15 protein-coding genes are annotated in these 23,011 nt (G+C 67.3%); 7 read left to right on the top strand and 8 right to left on the bottom strand.

Annotated elements, in window-relative coordinates:
• Positions 1-65 precede the first annotated feature (65 nt).
• The 4 genes from QMF22_RS08470 to QMF22_RS08455 all read right to left on the bottom strand — a co-directional run bounded on the left by QMF22_RS08470 (position 66) and on the right by QMF22_RS08455 (position 9,065).
• A complete protein-coding gene (locus QMF22_RS08470) occupies positions 66-1,055 on the bottom strand; it encodes an NAD-dependent epimerase/dehydratase family protein (protein ID WP_283452351.1) in 990 nt (329 codons plus the stop codon).
• Positions 1,052-4,162 (bottom strand): alpha/beta fold hydrolase, encoded by a 3,111-nt coding sequence (locus QMF22_RS08465; RefSeq protein WP_283452350.1) that lies wholly within the window; start codon positions 4,160-4,162, stop codon positions 1,052-1,054. Before QMF22_RS08465 ends, QMF22_RS08470 begins: the two co-directional genes overlap by 4 nt.
• 175 nt (positions 4,163-4,337) lie before the next feature.
• Positions 4,338-5,360 (bottom strand): 3-oxoacyl-ACP synthase III, encoded by a 1,023-nt coding sequence (locus tag QMF22_RS08460; RefSeq protein WP_134344924.1) that lies wholly within the window; start codon positions 5,358-5,360, stop codon positions 4,338-4,340.
• Between the two features lie 123 nt (positions 5,361-5,483).
• On the bottom strand, positions 5,484-9,065 hold the full coding sequence (locus tag QMF22_RS08455) for a proline dehydrogenase family protein (RefSeq protein WP_283452657.1): 3,582 nt from the start codon (positions 9,063-9,065) through the stop codon (positions 5,484-5,486).
• Between the two features lie 157 nt (positions 9,066-9,222).
• Here QMF22_RS08455 and QMF22_RS08450 point away from each other — a divergent pair, with 157 nt between their 5' ends.
• Entirely contained in the window at positions 9,223-10,182 is a 960-nt protein-coding gene (locus tag QMF22_RS08450; RefSeq protein ID WP_283452347.1) for a LysR family transcriptional regulator, read from the top strand.
• Positions 10,183-10,333: 151 nt separating this feature from the next.
• Here QMF22_RS08450 and QMF22_RS08445 read toward each other — a convergent pair whose 3' ends face one another.
• Positions 10,334-14,023 carry a choice-of-anchor I family protein gene (locus QMF22_RS08445; RefSeq protein ID WP_283452345.1) on the bottom strand — a complete coding sequence of 1,230 codons (3,690 nt, stop codon included), beginning with the start codon at positions 14,021-14,023 and terminating at the stop codon, positions 10,334-10,336.
• A 116-nt stretch (positions 14,024-14,139) separates the two neighbouring features.
• On the opposite strand from QMF22_RS08445, the gene QMF22_RS08440 reads away from it, so the two are divergent.
• Together QMF22_RS08440 and QMF22_RS08435 are read left to right on the top strand one after the other, a co-directional pair.
• Entirely contained in the window at positions 14,140-15,708 is a 1,569-nt protein-coding gene (locus QMF22_RS08440; protein WP_283452343.1) for a phytoene desaturase family protein, read from the top strand.
• A gap of 71 nt (positions 15,709-15,779) precedes the next feature.
• Positions 15,780-16,286, top strand: coding sequence for an SRPBCC domain-containing protein (locus QMF22_RS08435; RefSeq protein ID WP_283452341.1), 507 nt, complete (start codon positions 15,780-15,782; stop codon positions 16,284-16,286).
• A gap of 5 nt (positions 16,287-16,291) precedes the next feature.
• On the opposite strand, the gene QMF22_RS08430 is transcribed toward QMF22_RS08435, so the two are convergent.
• The 3 genes from QMF22_RS08430 to QMF22_RS08420 all read right to left on the bottom strand — a co-directional run bounded on the left by QMF22_RS08430 (position 16,292) and on the right by QMF22_RS08420 (position 18,792).
• Positions 16,292-16,849, bottom strand: coding sequence for an acyl-CoA thioesterase (locus tag QMF22_RS08430; protein WP_283452339.1), 558 nt, complete (start codon positions 16,847-16,849; stop codon positions 16,292-16,294).
• A 185-nt stretch (positions 16,850-17,034) separates the two neighbouring features.
• Positions 17,035-18,174 carry an alpha/beta hydrolase gene (locus QMF22_RS08425; RefSeq protein ID WP_283452337.1) on the bottom strand — a complete coding sequence of 380 codons (1,140 nt, stop codon included), beginning with the start codon at positions 18,172-18,174 and terminating at the stop codon, positions 17,035-17,037.
• 93 nt (positions 18,175-18,267) lie between these two features.
• Complete coding sequence (locus tag QMF22_RS08420) at positions 18,268-18,792, bottom strand: YbhB/YbcL family Raf kinase inhibitor-like protein (RefSeq protein ID WP_283452335.1); 525 nt, start codon at positions 18,790-18,792, stop codon at positions 18,268-18,270.
• An 81-nt stretch (positions 18,793-18,873) separates the two neighbouring features.
• On the opposite strand from QMF22_RS08420, the gene trhO reads away from it, so the two are divergent.
• The 4 genes from trhO to QMF22_RS08400 all read left to right on the top strand — a co-directional run bounded on the left by trhO (position 18,874) and on the right by QMF22_RS08400 (position 22,878).
• Positions 18,874-19,770, top strand: a complete 897-nt coding sequence (gene trhO / locus QMF22_RS08415) for an oxygen-dependent tRNA uridine(34) hydroxylase TrhO (protein WP_283452333.1) — start codon at positions 18,874-18,876, stop codon at positions 19,768-19,770.
• Positions 19,771-19,866: 96 nt separating this feature from the next.
• Positions 19,867-21,069, top strand: coding sequence for a cysteine desulfurase-like protein (locus tag QMF22_RS08410; RefSeq protein WP_283452331.1), 1,203 nt, complete (start codon positions 19,867-19,869; stop codon positions 21,067-21,069).
• A 73-nt stretch (positions 21,070-21,142) separates the two neighbouring features.
• Positions 21,143-22,045, top strand: coding sequence for an ATP-binding cassette domain-containing protein (locus QMF22_RS08405; RefSeq protein ID WP_283452329.1), 903 nt, complete (start codon positions 21,143-21,145; stop codon positions 22,043-22,045).
• Positions 22,042-22,878 carry an ABC transporter permease gene (locus tag QMF22_RS08400; RefSeq protein WP_283452327.1) on the top strand — a complete coding sequence of 279 codons (837 nt, stop codon included), beginning with the start codon at positions 22,042-22,044 and terminating at the stop codon, positions 22,876-22,878. Before QMF22_RS08405 ends, QMF22_RS08400 begins: the two co-directional genes overlap by 4 nt.
• Positions 22,879-23,011 lie beyond the last annotated feature (133 nt).

Raw genomic sequence — 23,011 nt, 5'->3', positions numbered from 1 at the left:
ATAAACTTGGCCTGCGTTCCGGGCCCGGGCCCCGTGCACAACACGGGCGGGGCTAGCGGGTGGGACTACCTGGCGGCGCGGTAGTGGGTCGCCAGGCGGGCGAAGCCCTCGTCGAGGGAGACGACCGGAGTCCAGGCCAGGTCGGCGCGGGTGCGGCGCTGGTCGAACCAATGCGCGGTCGAGAGCTGCTCGGCCAGAAACCGGGTCATCGGCGGTTCGTCGGCTCCGGGGCGCCGCCGCCAGATCGCCTCGATGATCGAACCGGCAGCACGGGCAGCGGATGCCGGCACCCGCCACGCGGGCGCGGCCACGCCGGCCGCCCCGCAGATTCCGGCGAGGAGCTCAGCGACCGGGCGCGGTTCACCGTTGGTGATCACGTAGGACTGGCCGTGCACCGTTGGCGCCGCGTCGAGGGCCGCGTGGATCGCGGACGCCGCATTGTCGACATAGGTCGTGTCGATGAGCGCCGCCCCGTGCCCGAGCAACGGCAGCCGTCCGCGGCGAGCGCGGTCGACGATCCGGTCGATCAGCTGGGTGTCGCCGGGGCCCCAGACCAGGTGCGGCCGTACGGCGACCACGCTGAATCCGGGAGCATCGGCGGCGAGCGCGAGCAGTTCGGCCCGCGCCTTGGTGCGGGCGTAATCGCCGCGGGCCTGCTCGGGCGAGGCCGGCAGGGCGTCTGAGCCCATGATCGACGAACCGGCGTGGGCGACCGACGGCGACGAGACGTAGACGAAACGGGAGGCGCCGGCCTGCTGAGAGGCCTGCAGCACGGTGCGGGTGCCCCCAACATTGACCGCCTCGAACTCGGCCGGGTCACCGGTGAGCGAGACCTTCGCGGCGAGGTGCACGACCGCGTCCATACCGCTCACCGCGTAGGCGAGCCCGGCGTAGGGGGTATCCGGCGGGGTCGTGATCGAGCCGTGCACGTCTTCGACGCCGGTCAAGCCCGATGGCCGCCGCTGAAAGGTGCGCACCTCGTGCCCGGCCGCGCTGATTCGCTCAGCGACGGCGCGACCGAGAAAACCGCTGGCCCCGGTGACGAGCACTCTCACGGCTTGACCCACTTGCCGCCAGAGAGGATGCCCGTGGCCCAGCGCGACAGCCGGCTGCGGTCGATCTTGGAGTTGTGTCTGATATCAGTCGGCAGGCCGGGCACCACCAGCACGGCGGCGACTGGCGAGCCCACCGCGGCGCGCACGGCGGCAGCGAGGGGCTCCGCAGCGCGGTGCACCCGCCGGGCCGGCGGTACCGTTTCGATCACGGCGACCTGCTGCTGGGTGCCGAGCGGGCCAACACCGACGAAGGCCGCCCGAAAAACCTCGGGCAGGGTTTCGATGCGCTGCTCCGGCCCGACCGGGGTCGTGACGCCGTCAGCCGTCACGATGACGTGCGGCATACGGCCCTCCACCCAGAGCCGGCCTGCACCGTCGAGGTGACCGACATCGCCGGTACGATGCCAGCGTTCGCCCACCACAGCGCCGCGCCGCGAGGCGCGCTCGGTGAGCCAGAGCCGGTCGTAGTGGTCCTTGACGTGCGGCGCCGACACGACGATCTCCCCCGTCAGGTCGGGCTCTTCCGTGAGTTCACCAACGGATGCCCCTCTCGCGTCGAGCGCGCTGATTCGGATGCGTGTGGTCGCGGTCGCCCCACCGACGCAGACTCCCCCGGCCGGGTTCACGGCCGATAGTTGCTCGCCTTCAGCCGGCGCGGCCGCACCCGCTCCGCTGGTCGAGCTTGTCGAGACCGCCGTCTCGGGGAGTCTGGCGGACTCGTCGTCGTGCGCCGCGGCATCCGCTGGCCTGGCCAGGCTCGCCGCGGCGGCGCGAATGCCGTCGAGTGTGATGTCGGCCATGAGCAGGCCCTCGGTCATGCCGTAGGGGGTGTGCGCTGTCGCTCCCGGCATGAGTGCGGCGGCCTGAGTGAGCAGGCTCTCCGAGATGGGTGCACCGGCTGATAGAAAGCGCTGCACCCCGTCGAGGGCGGCGTGATCGGCTGGGGTGAGCGCGTCGGCGGTCGCGACGACGTTCACGAGGGCCGCGGGCGAGAGGAAGACGACGGTTGCGTCGATCGCGGCGACGGCGGCGGCGACCGCGGTTGCGGTGAGGGTTTTGGGCGCCGTGACATCCATATCGGGGGTGACCGAGCGGGCGCCGAGAGCCGGGCCGAGTAGGGCGAACGGGGCGAATCCGGCGACGAGGCCGGTGCCAACGCCAACGCCGTACTGCACAAAGAGGGCGTTGCTCACGGCGGAGAGCTGCCCGTGGGTGTACACGACGCCCTTGGCCGGTCCGGTCGATCCGGACGTGAACAGCACGGCGGCCGCGTCGCTTGGCCGGGGTTCAACCGGGAGTAAGTCGCCGGATTCGAGTCGGGCCTGGCCCAGCTGAATCAGCCCGGCCAGGGTGTGCTCGATACTGAGCAGCCGTGCCATCGGTGCCGGGAATCGGGCAACCGAGATTTTTCGGCCTGGCCAGCCGAGTGCGCGCGCGGCCATGAGGCCGGGAGCGGCCCCGATCACGAAGTCCGGGCGGGCGCCGCGCACGGCGCGGGTGAGGCCGGGAAGGCCGAGGCCGGCATCCGCTACGACGACGATCGCGCCGATGCGCACGCAGGCGTAGAGCACCGCGGTGAGGTCGGCGCTCGGCGGTACGAGGAGGGAGACGCGGTCGCCGGGTTTGACGCCGATGTGCACGAGACCGGCTGCGATCTGGCGCACGCGCCGAGAGAGCAACCGCCAGCTGACGGTGCGCGGGGCCGGCTGCATGTCGACGAGGGCGGTCTCGTCGGAGTCTTTGAGGACGTCGAGATAGTGCCAGAGCGGATGCGTCCCCGCGGCTTGCCACGCGGCTGCCGGTCCGCCGTCGGCGGCCTCGACCGGCTCGACCAACGACGATGGTGCAGCCGCCGAGACCGGCGCAACATCCGAGACGGCGGTCTCGACAAGCTCGACCAACGACACTGGTGCAGTCATCGCGCCCGGCTCGGCACGCGAGACGGCGGTCTCGACAAGCTCGACCAACGACACTGGTGCAGTCACCGCGACGGCCTCGAGTCCCGACGTCGCGGCGGATAGCGCGCCAGGCGCCCCCCTCCGCTGATCAAGCTTGTCGAGATCGCCATTCCGGGAACGCGACGTCTCTGCGTGAACCGAGTCGAGGAGACCGGGCTCAAGGGCGTCCCCGAGCCAGAGCAGCGCGGCGGCGGCGTAGTCTGCGTCTTCGGCGAGCAGGTGCCCGGCACCCTCGAACCGGTGAACGCGAGCGTGCGGCATCCGTTCAACCAGGTCGTCGAGGTAGCGGTCGCTGAAGATCGGATCCCGGGGGCCCCAGAGCAGCAGCGCCGGCACGGCCAACACGCGCACGCCCTCGGCGATGCGGTCGAGTTCAGCCCGGCTCTCGTGCCCCGGCGCGACCGGAATATCGGCGACGAACCCGCCGATGCCGCCGCGGCGTTCGCCCGTCAGGTACGGCGCGCTGTAGCCGCGCTTCACCTCGGCCGACAGCGGCGGATGCGCAAGATTCAGCGTCGTGGCCAGAAACGCGGGCGTCGCCACGGTCGCAGGTCCGAGGATTCCACGCCCGAGCGCGAGCCGCAGGGGCGCCGGAATCTTATCGCCGGCGGGCTGGTGTACCGCAGTGTTCAGCAGCATCACGCCGGCCAGCAGTTCGGGATGGTCGACGGCCCAGCCGAGCGAGACGACTCCGCCCCAGTCGTGACCGAGCGTGATCACCGGGCCGGCCAGATCGAGGGAGTCGGTAAGGTCGCCGAGGTCCTGCACCCGACGGGCGAGCGGGCGGAACCCTCCAGTACGCGCGGAGAATCCCATGTCGAGCTGGTCGACGGCGATCACGCGCCAGGCGGGCGCGCCCGACTGTGCTGCATCCGTTGCTGCAGCCAGCAGCCCTCGCCAAAGGTACGACCAGGTGGGATTGCCGTGCACGCACAGGATGGTGCCGACCGGAATCACGCCGAGCGCGTCGAGCTGCGGCCCATTGTCGAGCAGGTGCCATCCGTGAGACGCGGAAGACCCACTCTCGGCGACCTCGACCAGGCGCGACCACTCGGGTTTCAGCCCGGCCAGCCCGGATGGCGGCAGGGTCGCCTCGGCCGGCCGTGGGCGCGGAAGACGGGAAGCTGCGGTTGCGCGAATCTCGGTCACACTCCTTCTGAGCCCGAGAAGCCGCTTGCGGCCCCTTGGTTTTCACGAGAGACCAACTTCGGCCCCTTGGCGCCGTTCCATGGGGTCGAATGTGGCATCTCGTGGGTGGTTGGACCGTTCATGGGGCCGAAATTGGCATCTCGCAGGAGGCGAGGGGGGTGTCGGGCAGCGACTCTCACCAGACGAGTTCCATCATGGCGGTGTTGAGGCCAGAGCCGACGCCCATCAGCAGCACCCGGTTGCCCGGTTTGAGCTTCGACGCCTCCTGGGAAAGCGTGATCGGAATCGATGCCGGTCCAACGTTTCCAAGAGTCGGGTAGGTCAGCGGCACCTTCGCCTTGTCCATACCGGTGGCCTTGACGATGGCGTTGGTGTGCACGTCCGAAACCTGGTGCACGATGTAGCGGTCCATGTTCGACCAACTCCAGTCGCGCTTGGCCTCGGTCCAGGCCGAGACGACCAGTTCCATGCCGCCCTTGAGCAGCGCCTTGGCGTCGGTGAACATACCGTCGACGCTGCCGACGCACAATCCGTTGAACTGGGTCGCCGCGCGGGTGACCCCGCCGAGGATGCGGTGTCCGGCGGGGTGGGCATCCGCTGGGCCGAGCACGGCAGCGGCGGCGCCGGATCCGAGGGTGAGGCTCGCGAACTCGCTCATGAAGTCTTTGCGCTTGATGCCCGGGCGACCGAGGCGGTCGATCGTGTTGGTCTGGATCTCATCGGCGTCTTCACCGTCAATGATCACGGCGTACTTGATCTGCCCGCTGTCGATGAGCTGGGCGGCGAGCGTCATGCCGTTGACGAAGCCGAGGCAGGCGTTGGCGATGTCGAAGTTGATCGCCGACGACGGCAAGCCGAGTCCGTGGTGGATACGCACGGCGACGGAGGGTTCGAGGTGCTTGCGGGTGACCGAGGTATTGATCAGCAGGCCCACGTCGCTCGGCTTGATGCCGGCCTCGCGCAAGGCAATCTTGCCGGCCTTGACCGCGGCGTCGTCGAAGGTCTCGTTCGGCCCCCAGTTGCGGCGCTCATACACTCCGGCAACCCGCTGGAGCAGCCCGGTGGGCAGTTTGAGGCGCGTCAACACCGGCTTCAGACGTCGGTCGATCTCTTCCGACGTCGTGATGAGCGGCGCCATGAGACTCGCGACCGACAACAAAGCGACGTTTCGGTGCGTCGTCGTCGCGTTTCCGTTCAAGCGTGAACCCCTGTCGAATTGTGGACAGCGGTAATCATACGTCCCGTTAGAGTCTGCCCCACGAATCTGTATGTAAACCGCACGTAGCCTGTGTGCCCGCGGGGGGCACACAGGCCAACCGGGTCAGATCACGCCGTCGGAGAGCGTGCTCGGGTTGCCGAAGCGGTGTGCGGTGATCGAGATGGCCTGTTCCCGCAGGAACGGCAAAACCTCGATGCGTCCGGCCTGGGTGACAGCGTTCGAGTACACCGCGATGTCGGGGCTGCCATTGACCGCTTCGGCCAAAGCGGATGCCTCCGCTCGCGCTCCCAGCACCGGGTCGCTGCCGATGAGACGTACACGGCTGGCCGCGATCCCGCCCGAGCGGGCGCGGGCCAGCCACTCCTCGTCGGTTTCGACCAGCACCGGGATCTCACGCTGAGCGAGGATATTGCGCACGGCGGGCGGCACCGGAACGCTGCTCGACACGTCGTAACGTGACGTGGACAGGGTCGCGGCGGCGATCACGCGCAGCAGCTGGGCGAGCGTTCCGCTCTCGGTCAGGCGCACGGTGACCGGCAGCGCGCGGTAGCGGAACAGGTTGCGCTCCACTTCGAGGCCGGTCGCATCGCGCACGACGTTGAATTCCTCGCGCCAGGCCAGGGCGTCACTCACGGCCGAGCGGCGCAGCACGTCGAAGTCGGCGTAGTCGAGAAACGGCTGGCTGGCCTCGATGATGTCGGTTACGCGCTGTTCGAGGCCGCGCAGGTGCAGCGTCGAGCTGTTCCGGCCCGGCTCGTTGACCCAGCTGCCGAGACCGAGGAGGTAGTTCGGTCCGCCGGCCTTGGTACCGGCGCCCACGGCTGAGCGCTTCCAGCCGCCGAACGGCTGGCGCTGCACGATGGCGCCGGTGATGCCGCGGTTGACGTAGAGGTTTCCGGCTTCGATCGTGTCGACCCAGAGGGCCAGTTCGTCGGCGTCGAGCGAGTGCAGCCCTGTCGTCAGGCCGAAGTCGACCGCGTTCTGAAAGCGGATGGCTTCTTCCAGGTTGCGCGCGTGCATCACGCCGAGCACCGGGCCGAAGAACTCGGTGAGGTGAAAGTAGGATCCGGGCGCGACGCCGGTGCGGATGCCCGGAGACCAGAGCTGGCCGGTGTCGTCGAGCTGCTTCGGTTCGACCAACCACTTCTCTTCGGCGCCGAGCGTGGTCAGGGCGTGCAGCAGTTTGCCGTCGGCCGGCGACATGATCGGGCCCATCTGGGTCACCGGGTCGCTCGCCGGGCCGACCTTGATCGAGGTTGCGGCGTCGACCAGCTGGCCGAGGAACCGCTCCGACTTGGCGACTGATCCGACCAGGATCACCAGGCTGGCGGCGGAGCACTTCTGGCCGGCGTGGCCGAAGGCGCTCTTCACAACGTCGGCGGCGGCGAGATCGAAGTCGGCCGAGGGCGTGACAATGATGGCGTTCTTGCCGCTGGTCTCGGCGAGCAGAGGCAGGTCGTGACGGAAACCGCGGAACAGCTCAGCGGTCTCGTAACCGCCGGTGAGAATGACGCGGTTCACCGCGGGGTGCGCGATGAGCTTGGCACCGAGGTCACGGTGCGGCAGGTTGACCAGAGCGAGGAGTTCGCGCGGGATACCGGCCTCCCAGAGCGCTTCAACCACAACGGCACCGGTGCGCTGCGCGACGGTGGCGGGCTTGACGACGACGCCGGCGCCGGAGGCGAGAGCGGCGAGCACGCCGCCTGCCGGGATGGCGGTCGGGAAGTTCCACGGCGGCGTGACCACGATGAGCTTCGAGGGAACGAAGATGGCGCCCTGCACGCGGTCCAGATCCTTGGCACGTTCGGCGTAATAGTGGGCGAAGTCCACCGCTTCGCTCACCTCGGCGTCACCCTCGGTGATGGTCTTGCCGCACTCGCTGGCCATGACCTCGATCAGGCGGTCACGATTGGCGGCGAGCGCCAGGCCCGCGCGGTGCAGCACCGCGGCGCGTTCGGCGCCGGTCTTCTGCCCCCAGACTGCTCCCGCCTCGAGCACGCCCTCGATGATCAGGTTGAGGGCTGTCTCGTCGGGAACGGCGGCGGCCTCGATGGTCTCGGTGCCGAGAACGGATGCATCCGCGCGGGCCAAAATCCGTCGGCCCCAGGCCCGGTTGGCGGGCAGCGACGGGTCGGTGTCGGGTTCGTTGTGGAAGGTCGAGTGCGAGGGCACGGAGCCGCGGGTGATGCCGAGCAGCACGCCGGTCAATTGCGGGTCGGCGTCGGGGGCGGTCTCGGTGTCGTGAGCGCGGGCATCCGTGTGGGCGGCGGCAAGGCGATCGAGGTCGTAGCTGCTGGAGCGGTCCTGCACGCGGTTGGGCGCGGGAACCCGGTCGTCGAGGGCGTCGAGCGAGGCCTGAAAACGGGCCTTCTCGCGGTCGAACAGCTCGGGGTTGCTGGTCAGCTCGAACACGGCCGACATGAAGTTCTCCTGGCTCGCGTTTTCTTCGAGCCGGCGAATGAGGTAGCTGATGGCCACGTCGAACTGCGAGGGGTCGACGACGGGTGTGTAGAGCAGCAGCTGTCCGACGTCCTTGCGCACTGCTTGGGCCTGTCCGGTGGCCATGCCGAGCAGCATCTCGAACTCGACCTTGTCGTCGACGCCACGGGCAACGCTGAGCAGGTGCGCCCAGGCCACGTCGAATAGGTTGTGGCCGGCGATGCCGAGCTTGACGGCGTCGGTGTTCTGCGGGGTGAGCGCCCAGTCGAGCACCCGCTTGTAGTTTGTGTCGCTGTCCTGCTTGGTGCCGAAGGTAGCGAGCGGCCAGTCGTGCACGGCGGCGTCGACGTGTTCCATGGCGAGGTTGGCGCCCTTGACCAGACGCACCTTGATCGGGGCTCCCCCAGCGGCGCGGCGGTTCTGGGCCCAGTGGGTGAGACCTTGAATCGCGCTCAGGGCGTCGGGCAGGTACGCCTGCAGCACGATGCCGGCCTCGAGCTGGGCGAGCTGCGGCTGGTCGAGCAGGCCCTCGAACACCGCGATCGTGAGGTCGAGGTCGCGGTACTCCTCCATGTCCAGGTTGATGAACTTGGGGGTAGCGGAGGCTGCGGCGAACTCGAACAGCGGCGTCAGGCGTTCGATCACGCGGGCGACGGTCTCGTCGAAGGCCCACATCGAGAGCTGGCTGGCGATCGACGACACCTTGATCGAGACGTAGTCAACATCGGGGCGTTCGAGGATGCGCTTGGTGCCTTCGAGGCGTTCGAGCGCTTCCTTCTCACCGAGTACGGACTCACCGAGCAGGTTGATGTTGAGGCGGTTGCCGCCCTCTTTCAGGTGAACGAGCGCGGGGCCGAGCTTGTCGGGCGTGGCGTCGACGACGAGGTGGCCGACCATCTGGCGCAGCACGGTGCGGGCAGCAGGAATGACGACCCAGGGCAGCACCGGTCCGAGAATGCCACCGAGGCCGATAGCCGCGCGCATGGGTACCGGCAGAAAACCGGGCGCCTTCTTGGCAACCTTCTGCAGGCTGTAACCGGCCACCATCTTGTCTTCGGGGCGCATGACGCCGTCAACGAAGCCAACCGTGAAGTCCAGGCCGTTCGGGTCCTTGAGCACGCCGGCGAGCCGCTCGGCCGCAGCATCCGCTGGAATGGTGGCGCTTTCGTCAAGCCATTTCTTGACGAGCTTGACGACCTCCGAACTGAAATCCTCGTTGGCGGGGCGGGTGGAGGCGTTGGTCATGGTCACGAGACTAGTCTTTCGTTCGCGGTTGGGTTGCTCGGGTGATTCAAGTCTGAGGCCAGCCTATATTTAGCAAAAGCAAATGTTTATGCATGATATTCGTTACAATTTCTAATGATTTGGTTTTGGGTCGTTCGATGGGTGTAAGGGGCAGCGGATGCTGGATCTGCGACGGCTCCGACTGCTGCGGGAACTGAAGATTCGCGGCACCCTCGCCGGGGTCGCAGCAGCGCTGGCCTACAGCCCATCCGCGGTGTCGCAGCAGCTCGCGCTGCTCGAAAAAGAAGCCGGCGTCGTGCTGCTGAAAAAGGTGGGGCGGCGGGTGCAGCTCACCCCGCAGGCCGAGATTCTGGTAGAGCACACCACCCACCTGCTGGAGCGGCTCGAACTTGCCGAGGCCGACCTGCGGGCCAGTACCACCACGGTGTCGGGCACCGTGCGGGTGGCGGTGTTCCAGTCGGCCGCCCTCGCCGTCATTCCGCGGGCGCTCACGTTTCTCGCCGAGGAATACCCGGCGCTGCGGGTCGAAGTGACCGAGCGCGAGCCAGAGCGAGGCCTGTTCGAGGTGGCCGCGCGCGACTTCGACCTCGTGCTGGCCGAGCAGTATCCCGGCCACACCCGTGCGCACTGGCCCGACCTCGACCGAATCAACCTGGCGACGGATGCCCTGCGACTCGCGGTGCCGCCCGAAGACTCCTCCCGAGTCAGCGCCGCAACCCTCGAAGAGACCGCCGGCCTGCCCTGGGTTATGGAACCGATCGGCACGGCGTCACGCCAGTGGGCCACGCAGCTGTGCCGGTCGGCCGGGTTCGAACCGGATGTTCGGTTCGAAACCGCCGACCTGATCGCGCACATCCGCTTGATTGAATCGGGCAACGCGGTGGGCATTCTGCCCGACCTGGTCTGGGCCGGGCGCATGCCGGCCGTTCAGTTGCACGACCTGCCGGGCACCCCGCACCGCACCCTGTTCTCAGCCGCCCGCCGGTCGAGCGCGCAGCGGCCTGGCGTCGTCGTGGTGCGCGCAGCCCTCGACCGAGCAGTGAGCAAGGTGGCCAAACCCACCGAGTCCGACCCGTTGGAGCCGCCGCGCCCGTTCGAGCCCCTCGCGCCGGTCTAGCGGCGCCACCCCTCGGCCGTCGCGCATTGGTCCCGTGTCGCCCCGCATCCGCGACAAGCCTGACCGCCCCCGATTGGGTAGCCGCTACGACGGTTCGTTAGTTACCGTAGCGGCTACCCAGATCGGGCGCGGCTGCGTTATGCAGACAGGCTTACGCCTGCAGGGCCGTGCGCTTGCGACGGGACAGGAGCAGGCCGCCGCCGAGCAACAGGAGCAGCGCGGCGAGGCCAGCCGGGGCGAGCGACGCGCCGAGTGCCGGGATAGCACCCAGGCCGCTCGTGCTCGCCGCTGCAACAACGGTGACCGCGAGGCTGATCGACTCCAGGCCGACCGAGCTGATCACAAGCGTGTGCGCGCCGACCGGCGTGCTGGCCGGAATCACGGCGGAGAACGTTGCGACTCCGGCGGCGTTGGCCGCGAAGGTGCCGAGGTTCACCGGCGTGGAGTAGAGCGTGCCGGTGATCTCCTGGCCGGGGTTCAGCCCGGAGACCGTGACGGTGACGCGCTCGCCCGGGGCGAAGACGGCGTCACCCACATCGATGCTGGCCCAGTCGGTGCCGGCCGGTACCGCGCGGCCGAGCGATGCCGGGTCGACGAGCGGGTGCTCCTCGAAGTAGGCGACCGTCGCGGCGAGGTCGGCCTGGCCGGTGTCCGCGGTGTTGGTTCCGGCGGCGAAGGTTGTGAACTGATCGCCGCCAGAGGCCAGGAACGAGTTCACCGCCACGCGGAATACGTCGGACGGGGCGATGGTCACACCGTTCATTGACATTCCGACGATGTGCTCGCCCAGCGCGGCGTCGGGCTCATAGAGGTAGCTGAACCCCTCCGAGACACCGAGGTGCAGCTTGGCGCGGCTGGCCTGCCACTGCTGTTCGAGCACCGCGCGCAGCTGGGTACCGGTGAGGTCCATCGTGACGAGGGTGTTGGCGAAGGGCTGCACGGTGGCGACCTCTTTGTAGGTCACCTTGCCGGCGTCGCCATACACCAGGTCGGTACGCACGCCGCCAGGGTTCATGAACGCGATCTCGGCCGGTTCACCACCGAAGCTCGCGTTCGAGGTGGCCCAGAGCTGAATGTCGGCGACGAGGTTACCGAGGCTCGATTCCGAACCGCGGTCCTCTGCTGCGCCGTTGTGAGCACGCGTGATGTCGGCGCTGATGGCACCGACTTCGACCGAGCCGACGATGTCAGCCTGGGCCGTGGCATCCGTCACGATCTGCGCCACGGTGGCGTCGGCCGGGTAGAGGCCGGTCGTGCCGTTGTGCAGGTCCACCAGGGCGCTGGTCATGGAGACGACGTTCTTGGACGCCGGCTCGACCGAGATTTTCAGCTGGTCGAGGTTCATGCCGTACTGGCCGCTCTGCATGACCGGGCGTTCCAGTCCGTCGGTCCAGCCGTCGACCGGGTAGGAACAGTTGTACGTGGCGTGGGTGTGGCCGGAGAGGATCGCATCGATATTGGTCGAGGCTCCGCGAATCAGATCGCCGTAGAGTGTATCTGCATCAACGATCGCGGCGCAGTCGGTTCCGACACCACCCTCGTGGGTGAGCAGCACGATGACATCGGCTTCGCCGTTGTTCGCGTTGCCGTCCTGCAACTGCGCTGCCACGCGGTTGGCAGCCTCGAGCTGGTCGCCGAACTCAATGTCGGCGATGCCGGCAGGGGAGACCAGCGACGCGGTAGCTGCCGTGACAATACCGATAAAGCCGACGCGCACTCCGTCGACGTCCTTGACCCAGTATTCATCGAGTGCCGGGGTGGTCGTGCCCTTCAGGTAGACGTTGGCGCCGAGTGCGTAGCGCGGGTCGCCGAACGATGACCGGACGCGGCCGCTGAGGTCGTCCCAGCCCGCATCGAACTCGTGGTTACCCACAACGGATGCGTCCAGCCCCGCTGCGAGAAGCGCCGTGATCGTCGGCTCGTCCTGCTGCGAGAAAGATGTGAAGGTCGAGGCTCCGATGTTGTCGCCGGCCGAAACGAACAGTGTGTTCGGGTTTTCCGTCTTCAGCTGGGCAACGGCTCCGGCCAGGACGGCCGCGCCGGCCTCCTGGTTGCGCGCGTTGACTTCGAGGCGACCGTGGAAGTCGTTGATGCCGAGAACCTGAATTTCGGTGGGGATGACGTTGATCGAGAAGATCGTCGTCGTGCCCGAGACCTCGTTGCCCACGGCGAGCATCGGCTCACCGGTCGGCGAGGCGGCGCCTGAGATGAACGTGACGCCCTCCGGGCCGAGGTCGCCGGCGCCCGACAGGTCGTTGGTGGCGTCGACGGTGAAGTCGCGGTTGTTGATGTAGGTCACGAACTGCGCGTTGGTCGGGTCGGTGATGTCGTAGGCCATGATGCCGCCGACTCGTTCGAGACCGATGAAGGCGTAGGTGCGGCCGTCGATGGCGCCGATCGCGAGGTTCTCCGGCTCGGGGCCCTTATTATCGCTGCGGCCTTCGAGGTCGGACTCGCTGTGGTTGGAGTTGAAGTAGTCGGGGTTGGCCGCGGCGGTGATCTGTTCAAAGTCGTCGCCGGAATCAAAGGTCTGGTCGCCGTCGGTGTTCCAGATGGAGAAGGAGCGCGAGCCGAAGGAGTAGAGCTCGTCATAGCAGTCGTCGACGGCGTTGTAGCCGTCCTCGATGGACACGTTCAGCCGACCCATTTCGGCATCGGTATTCTTGCCGAAGAGGGCACTGTCTGTGCAGATCGTGAGGTCCTCTGCGCGCACACCATCTGCGTAGCTGCCCCACTCGCGGGCGTCACCCTCGTTGGCGGTGACGAGGTAGGTCACGTCCTCTGCCGTGTAGGCATTGATTCCGTCGGGCATGTACATGCCCTTCAGGCCGGGGTAGGTCTGAATATTGACGGTCGAATCCTTATCGGAGGCATCGATCCCCTTGCCGTCGATGCCGTGGTCCTGGAAGCCGAGCGAACGCACTTCGGTGACCTCGGCCGTGACGAGGTCAACCACCGCGACCGCGTTGGCTTCCTGCAGCGCCACGTAGGCGGTGAGGCGGTTCGGGTCGATCGCGACATACTCGGGTTCGAGGTTGCGCGAGACCGGAAAGCCCGCTTGGGGAGTCGGTCCGAAGATGCGCACGTCGGCGCCAAGAGTCTTGGAGCCGCCGGCCTCGAAGTCGTGAAAATCGGCTGAGGCGACGTCCGACTGGGCCGGCGCTGAGATGCCACCAGGAAGCGTGACGACGCTGACCGACCCCTCGGGGTCGACGGTGAACTGGTCGTTCGGCTCGCCCTCGTTCGCCGAGACCGCGTACTTGCCGTCGGCCGAGATGCTGACCATGTCGGGCAGTGCGCCGACCGTGACGGCTCCGAGAATGGTGGGGGTTGCGGCGTTTACGTTGAAGAAGACGAGCCAGCCGGCATCCGTTTTCGTGGGCGATTCGATCGCCATTGCACCGAGGCCGTCGGCGCGAACGGCTACCGAGTTGGCGACCGCGCCGGTGGGGACGGTTCCACCGCCGCTGATTGCAGTTTCCGCGGCGACGAGCGAGAACTGCTTGACCGGGTTCGTCGGCTCGGCGATGCTCAGCACATCGACCGCGCCCTGGGCCGCGTTGACCACGAAGAGTCGCTTGCTCGCGGCGTGGTAGGTCACGATTTCGGCGGCGGACTTGTCAAACGTGCCGGTCTCGTAGCTGCCGAGCGGCGCCAGGTCGAAGTACGGGTCGGTATCGTCAAAAGCAGTGGAGTTGTAGGTCACGGGTGCCGCGACGACAGCAGCGGATACCGGGGGCACCGCCGACACGATGGGTGCGACCACGAGAGCGGCGCAGGCCGCCACGGCCATGATGGCAACGGGTAGTCGGCGGCGTACGGGGCGTCGAAAGGCGCTCATGCGGTAGATCCTCCTGTTGCAGACAATGGTTATCTTTCTGTGTACTGGTCACAGGTAACTCGCAGGTGAATGCAAGGTGACTGATAGGTTCGGCCGGCGGTGGCTAGGCTCTGGACATGAGCGAACCCACACACGACGTCGTGATCATCGGTGGCGGCCACAACGGCCTCGTCGCCGCCACCTACCTGGCCCAGGCCGGCCGCAGCGTGCTCGTGCTCGAGCGGGAGCCGCAGGTGGGCGGCGCCGCCATTTCAGCGGATGCCTTCCCCGGCATCGACGCGCGCCTCTCGCGCTACTCCTACCTGGTGAGCCTGCTGCCGACCAGAATCATTCGCGAGCTGGGCCTCGAAATCGAGCTGGCCAGACGTCGATACTCGTCGTACACGCCGGGGCCAACGGATGCCGGGCTGATCGTTGACCAGGGTGACCCCGAAGCGACTAGGGCGTCGTTCGAACGCATCGGTGCCGCAGCCGATTTCGAGGCCTGGAACTCCTTCTACGACGACACCGCGCGGCTGGCCCGCGCCGTGTTTCCCACGGTCTGCGAACCGCTGCTCACCCGCTCGGAAGCAAGACGGCTGGTCGGCGACGACGCACTCTGGACCGCACTGATCGAGCAGCCGCTCGGCGACACGATCACCGACCGGTTTGCGAACGACCTCGTGCGCGGCGTCGTGGCTACCGACGGCCTGATCGGCACCTTCACGAGCCTCGATGACTCCAGTCTCGACGCGAACCGCTGCTTTTTGTATCACGTGATCGGCAATGAAACCGGGGACTGGGACGTTCCGATCGGCGGCATGGGCGCTGTGACCGGGGCACTTGAACGTGCGGCACGCGAGGCCGGCGCGCGACTCGAAGTAGGAGCCGACGTCAGGTCGGTCACCCCCGACGGAGCCGTGGAATACCTCCAGAGCGGGCTCCTGAAGACGGCAAACGGCGGCGCGCTGCTGGCCAACGTGGCGCCGTGGGTGCTGCGGGGGTTGTTGGGTGCTGGAGGCGGGGTATCCGCTGAACTGGTCAAGCCGGAAGGCGCCCAGGTGAAGGTCAACCTGATGCTGACGCGCTTGCCCCGATTGAAGGACACGAGCGTGTCGCCGGAGGCGGCCTTCGGCGGTACGTTTCACATCAACGAGAGTTACACGCAGCTGCAGACCGCGTATGACCAGGCCCTGTCCGGCGAGATTCCCGAACTGGTGCCGTGCGAGATCTACTGCCATTCGCTGACCGACCCGAGCGTTCTGTCGCCCGAACTCGCCCAGGCGGGTGCCCACACCCTCACCGTGTTCGCCCTGCACACCCCGAATCGGGCGCTCACCGAGGCCAACAACGACGAGATGCGGGTGCAGTTGCAGGCCGCCGTGTTGCGCTCCCTCAATTCGGTGCTCGCCGAGCCAATCGAAGCCCTGTTGATGACGGATGCTGCCGGTCACCCCTGCCTCGAAACCAAAACGACCCTCGACCTCGAGCACGCCCTGAATCTGCCTGGCGGCAACATCTTTCACGGCGGGCTGTCCTGGCCGTTTCTGGAGGATGACGAGCTGCAGGGCACGCCCGCCGAGCGTTGGGGAGTCGCCACCGAGCATCCGCGCATCCTCATGTGCGGGGCCGGAGCCAGGCGCGGCGGCGGGGTCAGCGGGCTCGGCGGCCACAACGCCGCGATGGCCCTGCTCGAAGGGGCTTAGCGTGTAGCCGACCCTCTCAATCTGGCCTAACCTGAGGTTACAAGCGCATGTCACTCATAGTGGAGGTCCCCATGTCAGCCAAGCCCACCGGACGCCTCGTACACCGCGAGGACGGGCTATATCTCATGCTTAATCGGCTGTTCAACGCACCCATCGAGCAGGTGTGGGCGAGCCTGACCCGTCCTGCCGAACTCGAGAAGTGGATCGGCACCTACACCGGTTCCCCGGCGACCGGCGCGGTCAAGTTCAAGATGACCGCCGAGCCGGAAGCCAGGTGGGAGTACGTGAGTATTCGCGAGTGCCAGGCGCCGCACCGTTTCAACGGCGACTTCGGCGAGGGTGAAGATTCCTGGCGCGCGCTGTTCCACCTGGTCGCGGGTGACGGCATGACCAACCTGACCTTCGGACAGCGTCTGCGCTCGGCGAGCGAGGCCGCAACGGTCGGCCCCGGCTGGGACTACTACCTCGATCGCCTGGTCGCCTCCCGCTCCGGCCTTCCCCTGCCCGAATGGGAGCACTATTACCCCGCGCAGGCCCAGTTCTACAAGGACCTCATCGTTCCGGTGCGCACCGCCTAACCGAACTAGTTCCAGATGCTCGGAGCGGGGGCGCGCGTTGGCGAAGCGGCCGCCGCGCCAGCCCATTCCAGCAGCCACTCGGGCACGCTCACGTCGTCGGGGGCGACACCGATCGCGCCCAGCAGTTCGTCGATCGTGACGATTCCGCCGGTGCGCTTGAGAAAGCGACCACGAATGTAGCCGTGGGCGTAGATCTCGAGCACGCCATCGGCATCCGGTCGCACGAAACGCTGCTCGACGTACACCGCCTTCTCGTCGAAGCCGAGGATGCGCGACTCCACCGTGAACTTCTGGCCGACCGTGAGCGACTTGCGAAAGCTGATGGTCTCGGAGACCACGACCGGGTACCAGCCGCGCTGCTTGAAGATGGCCCAGACGCCGGTGCGGTGCAGCATGTCGAAGCGGGCCACGTCCATGATGGACAGGTAGACGCCGTTGTTCATGTGCCGCAGAATATCCTGGTCGGTCGGCAGGGTCACGAAGTTGGTGCGCGCGACATCGAAGTGGCCAAGTTTTGGGCCGAACTTCGACAGCAGGGCGTGGAGGAGGGTTCTGAAGAACATATGCACGAGACGATGCTAACGAAGCGGGCGTGTTCGCGAACAATCCGTTGTGGGTGGGCACCAGCATCCGTCGCCTCAACGGGGGTTGCCTGCACGATGTGCCACAGTCGCCGCTGGGTTTAGCTTTCAAACATGGTTTCCCTGCCCACCCTCGGCGGGGTGCTCGCCGCAACCGGCGCGAGGTCCTAAACCGTCATAGCCCGCGGCGCGACGGCACGTACGAAGGCGCCGAGGCGACGGTAGACCTCCTGCGATTCCGGATGCGAGTCGTCCTGTTGCCAGGTGTGCTTGGTGTTAACGCTGTGCCGACCATAAATGAGGGTGTCGACCCGAATCTTGCGGGCTCTCAGCGCCTCGATGAAGTTGAGGTTGGCCCGGTAGAAATAGTCACGCTCCGACGTCGTGACGAAGACGGGCGGAAACCCGCGGTCGAGCCACTCGATCGGCGACATGAAACGCGCGGCCGTACGCAGGTGCAGTCCGCGGCCGCGCTCGGGCAGCAGCATCCGCACAAAGTTGAGGCTCAGCACAAACCCACGGTCGAACAGCACCGAAAAATCGGCGATGCTGCAGTGCTGCACGAGGCCGCGCAGGTTGCGGGCGGCGACCGGCGGCGCAATGTCATAGTGTTCGGCGAGCTCGGGTTCAAAGGCCGCAGCGGTGAGCAGCGCCGCGATATGGCCGCCGGCCGAGTCGCCGCCGAGCACGATTCGGGTCGGGTCTCCCCCGTAGGCGGCGATATTGCGGGCGACCCAGTCGAGCACTGCGTTGCCGTCCTTCATCATGTGGCCCAGCTGAAACCGAGTGGCCATGCGGTAATTCGCGTTGACGACGACCATGCCCTCGGCGGCCTGGCTCGCGCAGTACTTCGTGAGCGGGTCTTTGTCGCCAGAGGTCCAACCGCCGCCGTGAAAATATACGTACACGGGCAAGGGGTCAGCGCCCGCTTCGCGTTTGGGAACGAGAACGTCGAGCCGGTGAATCTTCTGGCCATCACCGATGTAGTCGAGGTCGAGGTCGTATTCGACCGAATCGATCGGGTTCAGGTTGAACTTGTGTACCGGGGTCGCCCGGCGCAGCATCAGCGCGCGCCACGCCCAGACCGGCAGCCGACGGATGCCCGTCTCCCGGTGCAGAGACCGGTCGACGGTCACCCCGTCGGCGTGCAAACGGATGCCGTGTAGCCAGGTCTTCGCCGCGGAGACGGTCCCAGTAGTGACGGTTTCGGCGACAACCGGCGCGTGGCGGGCGCGGCCTCGCGAAGTGGGGAGGGGTTCCGGGGGGATGGGACGAACGATGTCGGACGTATTACGGGCGGTACTCACTGCCTGAGGTTATGTCGACTCCCCCGAATGCTCGCTGGGAGTTACCCCATTTGGGGACAACTCGCGGTTTCACACGGGTCCCGCGTCAACGACTCAGGCAGCGGATGCCCCACCCGCGACCCCGGTCGCCTCCAGCACCGCACGCGCCAGCGTGTGGAAGTGCAGGTTGAAGCCGAGAACGGCCGGCGTGGACTGCGAGTCGAGGTCGAGCGTCGGCACGTCAACGGAGTGCACGATGAACTGGTAGCGGTGAGTGCCGGTTCCCGGCGGCGGGCCAGCGCCGATGAACGAGCTGAGACGCACCTCGTTCGGCAGCACGAGTGAGCCGGCCGGCAGGGTATCGATTCCCGCGGCTAGGTCGGTCACGGATGCCGGCAGGTTGGCTACCGCCCAGTGCCAGAATCCGGAGCCGGTGGGGGCGTCGGGGTCGTACACGGTCAGCGCGAAACTCTGGGTCTCGGCGGGAAAACCCGACCAGGAGAGCTGGGGGGAAACATCCGCTCCGCCCGCGTCGGCACCGTACTGGGCTGGCCCCAGCGGTGCCCCGTCGGTCATGTCGGTGCTGCTGAGTGAAAACTGGGGCACCTCACCGAAGCGGGCGAGCGGGTCGTTGGTCACGGTTTTGCCTCCTCGATACGGCTGGGCTGTCGCAGTACAGACAGTGCGGCCAGCCTACGCGCGCTCTCGTAAAATGGGTCCATGGCCATTCCGAAGATTCTGCTCTTCTACATCTTCACGCCGCTGGCCGACCCCGATGCGGTGCGACTCTGGCAGCGCGACCTGTGTGCCGGGCTCGGTCTGCGCGGGCGCATCCTCATCTCGAAAGACGGCCTGAACGGCACGGTCGGCGGCGACCTGCCCGCGATCAAGAAGTACATTCGCAAAACCCGCGACTACCCCGCGTTCAAGCAGATCGACTTCAAGTTCAGTGAGGGCACCGGCCTCGACTCATCCGGACACAGCCTCGATTTTCCAAAGCTCGTGGTCAAGGTGCGCGAGGAGATCGTGAGCTTCGGCGCGCCCGGCGAGCTGCGTGTCGACACGGCCGGCGTCGTCGGCGGTGGTACCAAGCTGCAACCGGCCGAGCTCAATGCGCTCGTCGCCGATCGCGGCGATGAGGTCGTCTTCTTCGACGGACGCAACCGGTTCGAGGCCGAGATCGGCCACTTTCCGGGCGCGGTCGTGCCCGACGTGGCCAACACCCGCGAATTCGTCGCCGAACTCGACAGCGGCAAATACGACCATCTCAAGGGCAAGCCGGTCGTGACCTACTGCACCGGCGGCATCCGCTGTGAGGTGTTGAGCGGCCTCATGAAGTCCCGCGGTTTCGGCGAGGTGTACCAACTCGACGGCGGCATCGTGCGTTACGGCGAGGCTTTCGGGAATGAGGGACTGTGGTCGGGTTCGCTCTACGTCTTCGACCAGCGGATGTCCATCGACTTCGCAACCGGCGCGGCCGTGCTCGGTACCTGCCAGGAGTGCGGCCAGGCCACCACGAACATGCTCAACTGCCGGGACGCCTCCTGCCGCGAACAGCTCGTGGCCTGCCCGGACTGCGTCACACGCGAAGCGCCCGCCTGCGCCGCGCACGCGTAGCTCGACCACTCGTCTCGACCACCCGTTCGTCGCGGCTCGACCGGCGGTGGTTTCGGCGGCGCTGGTCCACGAGCAGACGCTGTGCTTGGATGGCGTGTGACCTATGACGCGCTGGCAGTCCGCTCCCACTTTCCCTCCCTCTCCTCCGGGTTCGCCCACTTCGACGGTCCGGGCGGCACGCAGACGCCTCGTCAGGTCGCCGCCGCGATCGCCCTCACCCTGACCCGGCCGCTGTCCAACCGCGGAAGCGGCAGCCTGCCGGAGCAGAACGCCGACAATGCCGTCACCGCCTTCCGCACGGCGATGGCCGACCTGCTCGGCGCCGACCCGCACGGCGTGGTCTACGGCCGCAGCGCCACCCAGATCACCTACGACTTCTCCCGCCACCTCGGCCGCAGCTGGAATGCCGGCGACGAGATCGTGGTCTCCAGGCTCGACCACGACGCCAACATCCGCCCCTGGATCCAGGCCGCCGAGCACGCCGGCGCCACTGTCAAGTGGGTCGACTTCGACCCGGAAACCGGCGAGCTCAGCGCCGAGGCGGTCGCCGCGCAACTGACCGAACACACCCGTCTGGTCGCCGTCACGGCTGCTTCCAACCTCATCGGAACCCGACCGCCGATCGCCGCGATCGCCGCCGCCGTGCACTCGGTCGGCGCCCTGCTCTGGGTAGACGGGGTGCACTACACGCCGCACGCCTCGGTGGACGTGGCCGCCCTCGGCGCCGACTTCTTCGTCTGCTCCCCATACAAGTTCCTCGGCCCGCACTGCGGTGTTCTGGCCGCCGACCCGGCCCTGCTCGAACACATCCACCCGGACAAGCTGGCCACTTCCACCGAAATGGTTCCGGAACGCTTCGAGTTCGGCACCCTGCCGTACGAGTTGATGGCGGGCGTCACTGCGGCCGTCGATTTTCTGGCCGCGCTGGCACCGATCGGCGGAAGCCGGCGGGAGCGCCTGCTCCAGGCATCCATCGCCCTGGAACATCATGAAGCGGGCCTGCTCGCCGAACTCGAGACCGGGCTGGCAGCTCTGCCCGGCGTGACCGTGCACTCGCGTGCCCGCGAGCGCACACCAACCGTGCTGGTCACCTTCGGCGGGCACCCGGCCGCCCATGCCGCGGCGTTCCTCGCTGCCCGGCGGGTGCTCGCCCCGGCCGGATCATTTTACGCACTCGAGGCCTCGAAGCATCTCGGGCTCGGTGCTGAGGGCGGCCTGCGCATCGGACTGGCGCCGTACAACACGGCGGGTGAGGTACAACGCCTGCTCACCGGCCTGGAGGACTTCCTGCTGGGCTGAACCGAAAAGCCCGGTAGACGGCACTATACGACCCGTGGGTAATAGGGTGGGAAGCACTACAGAGGGGAGTCGGATGCCTACCGGCGCTGTTATCGAATTCACCAGCATCAGCAAACGCTTTGGCAAAGTCGCCGCGGTCAACGAGCTGTCGTTCACGGTCGAACCCGGTCGGGTCACCGGTTTTCTCGGGCCGAACGGTGCCGGCAAGACCACCTCCCTGCGCATTCTGCTCGGACTCGTCGCCCCGACGAGCGGCACGGCCACGTTTGGCGGCGTGCGCTACCGCGACCTGCCGAACCCCCTCGCAACGGTCGGCGCCGCCCTCGAAGCCGCGAGCTTTCACCCGGGCCGCACCGCTCAAAACCACCTCGGCGTTTACGCGATCGCCGCGGGGCTGCCGCGCACCCGCGTGATGGAGGTGCTCACCCAGGTGGGCCTCGCCGCCCACGCCGCCCAGCGGGTCGGCGGCTACTCGCTCGGCATGCGCCAACGCCTCGGACTGGCTTATGCCCTGCTCGGTGACCCGGGTGTGCTCGTGCTCGACGAGCCGATCAACGGGCTCGATCCGGAGGGAATCCGCTGGATTCGCGGCTTTCTACGGGACATGGCCGCCGAGGGCCGCACCGTTCTGGTGAGCTCTCACCTGCTCTCCGAGGTGCAGCAGAGCGTCGACGACGTCGTCATCATCGCCCGCGGCGAGCTCGTGCACCTCGGCCCGCTCTCCAGCCTCGATACGGATGCCGCGCCCCAGACGATCGTGGATTCTCCCAACCGCGAAGCCCTCGGAGCCGCGCTCACTGCGGCGGGCATCATTTTCTCGATCGGCCGCACCGGCCTGCTCGCCGCCACATCCGACCCCGCACTGCTCGGCCACCTCGCTTTCACCGCCGGGGTCGAACTGAGCGTGCTGCACCGGCAGAAAACCGGCCTGGAAGACTCCTTTCTCGCCCTCGTCGGCGGGAGCCACTCGCTATGACCACGTTCCTACGGTCGGTCTCGGCCGAATTCGCCAAGATTTTCACCACCCGCCTGTGGTGGCTTCTCGCCATCGTTCTGTTCTGTTACATCGGCCTCATCGCCGGTGGGCTCGGCGCGCTGCTCGCCGGCGTCGAGACCGGTGTGATCAGTCCCGACACGGTGAATACGGGCGGTGCCGGCGCCTTCGGTTTCGGCAGCCTCCCACCGATCATCTACAGCTTCGCTTCCTCGGTCGGCTACGTCTTCCCCGTGTTGCTCGGCGTGCTCGCGACGACGGGTGAATTTCGCCACCAGACCCTGACGCCCACCTTTCTCGCGACGCCGCGTCGCGGTGTGGTGCTCGCAGCGAAGACGGTCACGCTGGTTCTGGTCGGCGCCGGATTCGGAGTTGTCGGGCTGGCAGCATCCGTTGGTCTCGGCGGCGGGGCGCTGAGCGCGTTCGGCGTGGACGCGCTGCTGCTGGACTCGGAAACGTGGCTGCAGGTCGGTCGCACAATTCTTGCCATGGGCCTGTGGGCTGCAATCGGCGTGGGCTTCGGCGTTCTGGTACCGAGCCAGGTTGCGTCGATCGTGGTCGTGCTCGCCTTCACCCAGTTCGTCGAGCCACTGTTGCGGCTGGCCGCCTCCTTTCTCGAGGTCACCGCTCAGATCGGCAACTTTCTGCCCGGTTCGGCTTCGGATGCCCTCGTCGGTGCGAGCGTCTTCACCCTCGCGAACCCGGCAGGCGCCCCGCCGCTGGACTGGTGGCAGGGCGGCCTCGTGCTGCTCGGTTACGCGGTGGTCGCGACCGTGATCGGCTATGCCGTGAGTTGGAAGAAAGACGTCACCTAGAGCGCTGCGCCGGTCTAGCCTCTCGAGACCCCCGTGGACCAACGCGAGCCGCCTCGAAAAGGCGAGTGTCGGTGCGAATGCAGGTTCGCGGGATGCGACCTTCGCCGCGCAGCAGGGCCTGGTGGCGGAGATG

The organism is Cryobacterium sp. PH31-L1 (genome assembly GCF_030063145.1).
Lineage (GTDB): Bacteria > Actinomycetota > Actinomycetes > Actinomycetales > Microbacteriaceae > Cryobacterium.
The sequence above is the reverse complement of the archived record's forward strand: the minus strand, read 5'-3'. Positions and strand labels throughout refer to the sequence as shown.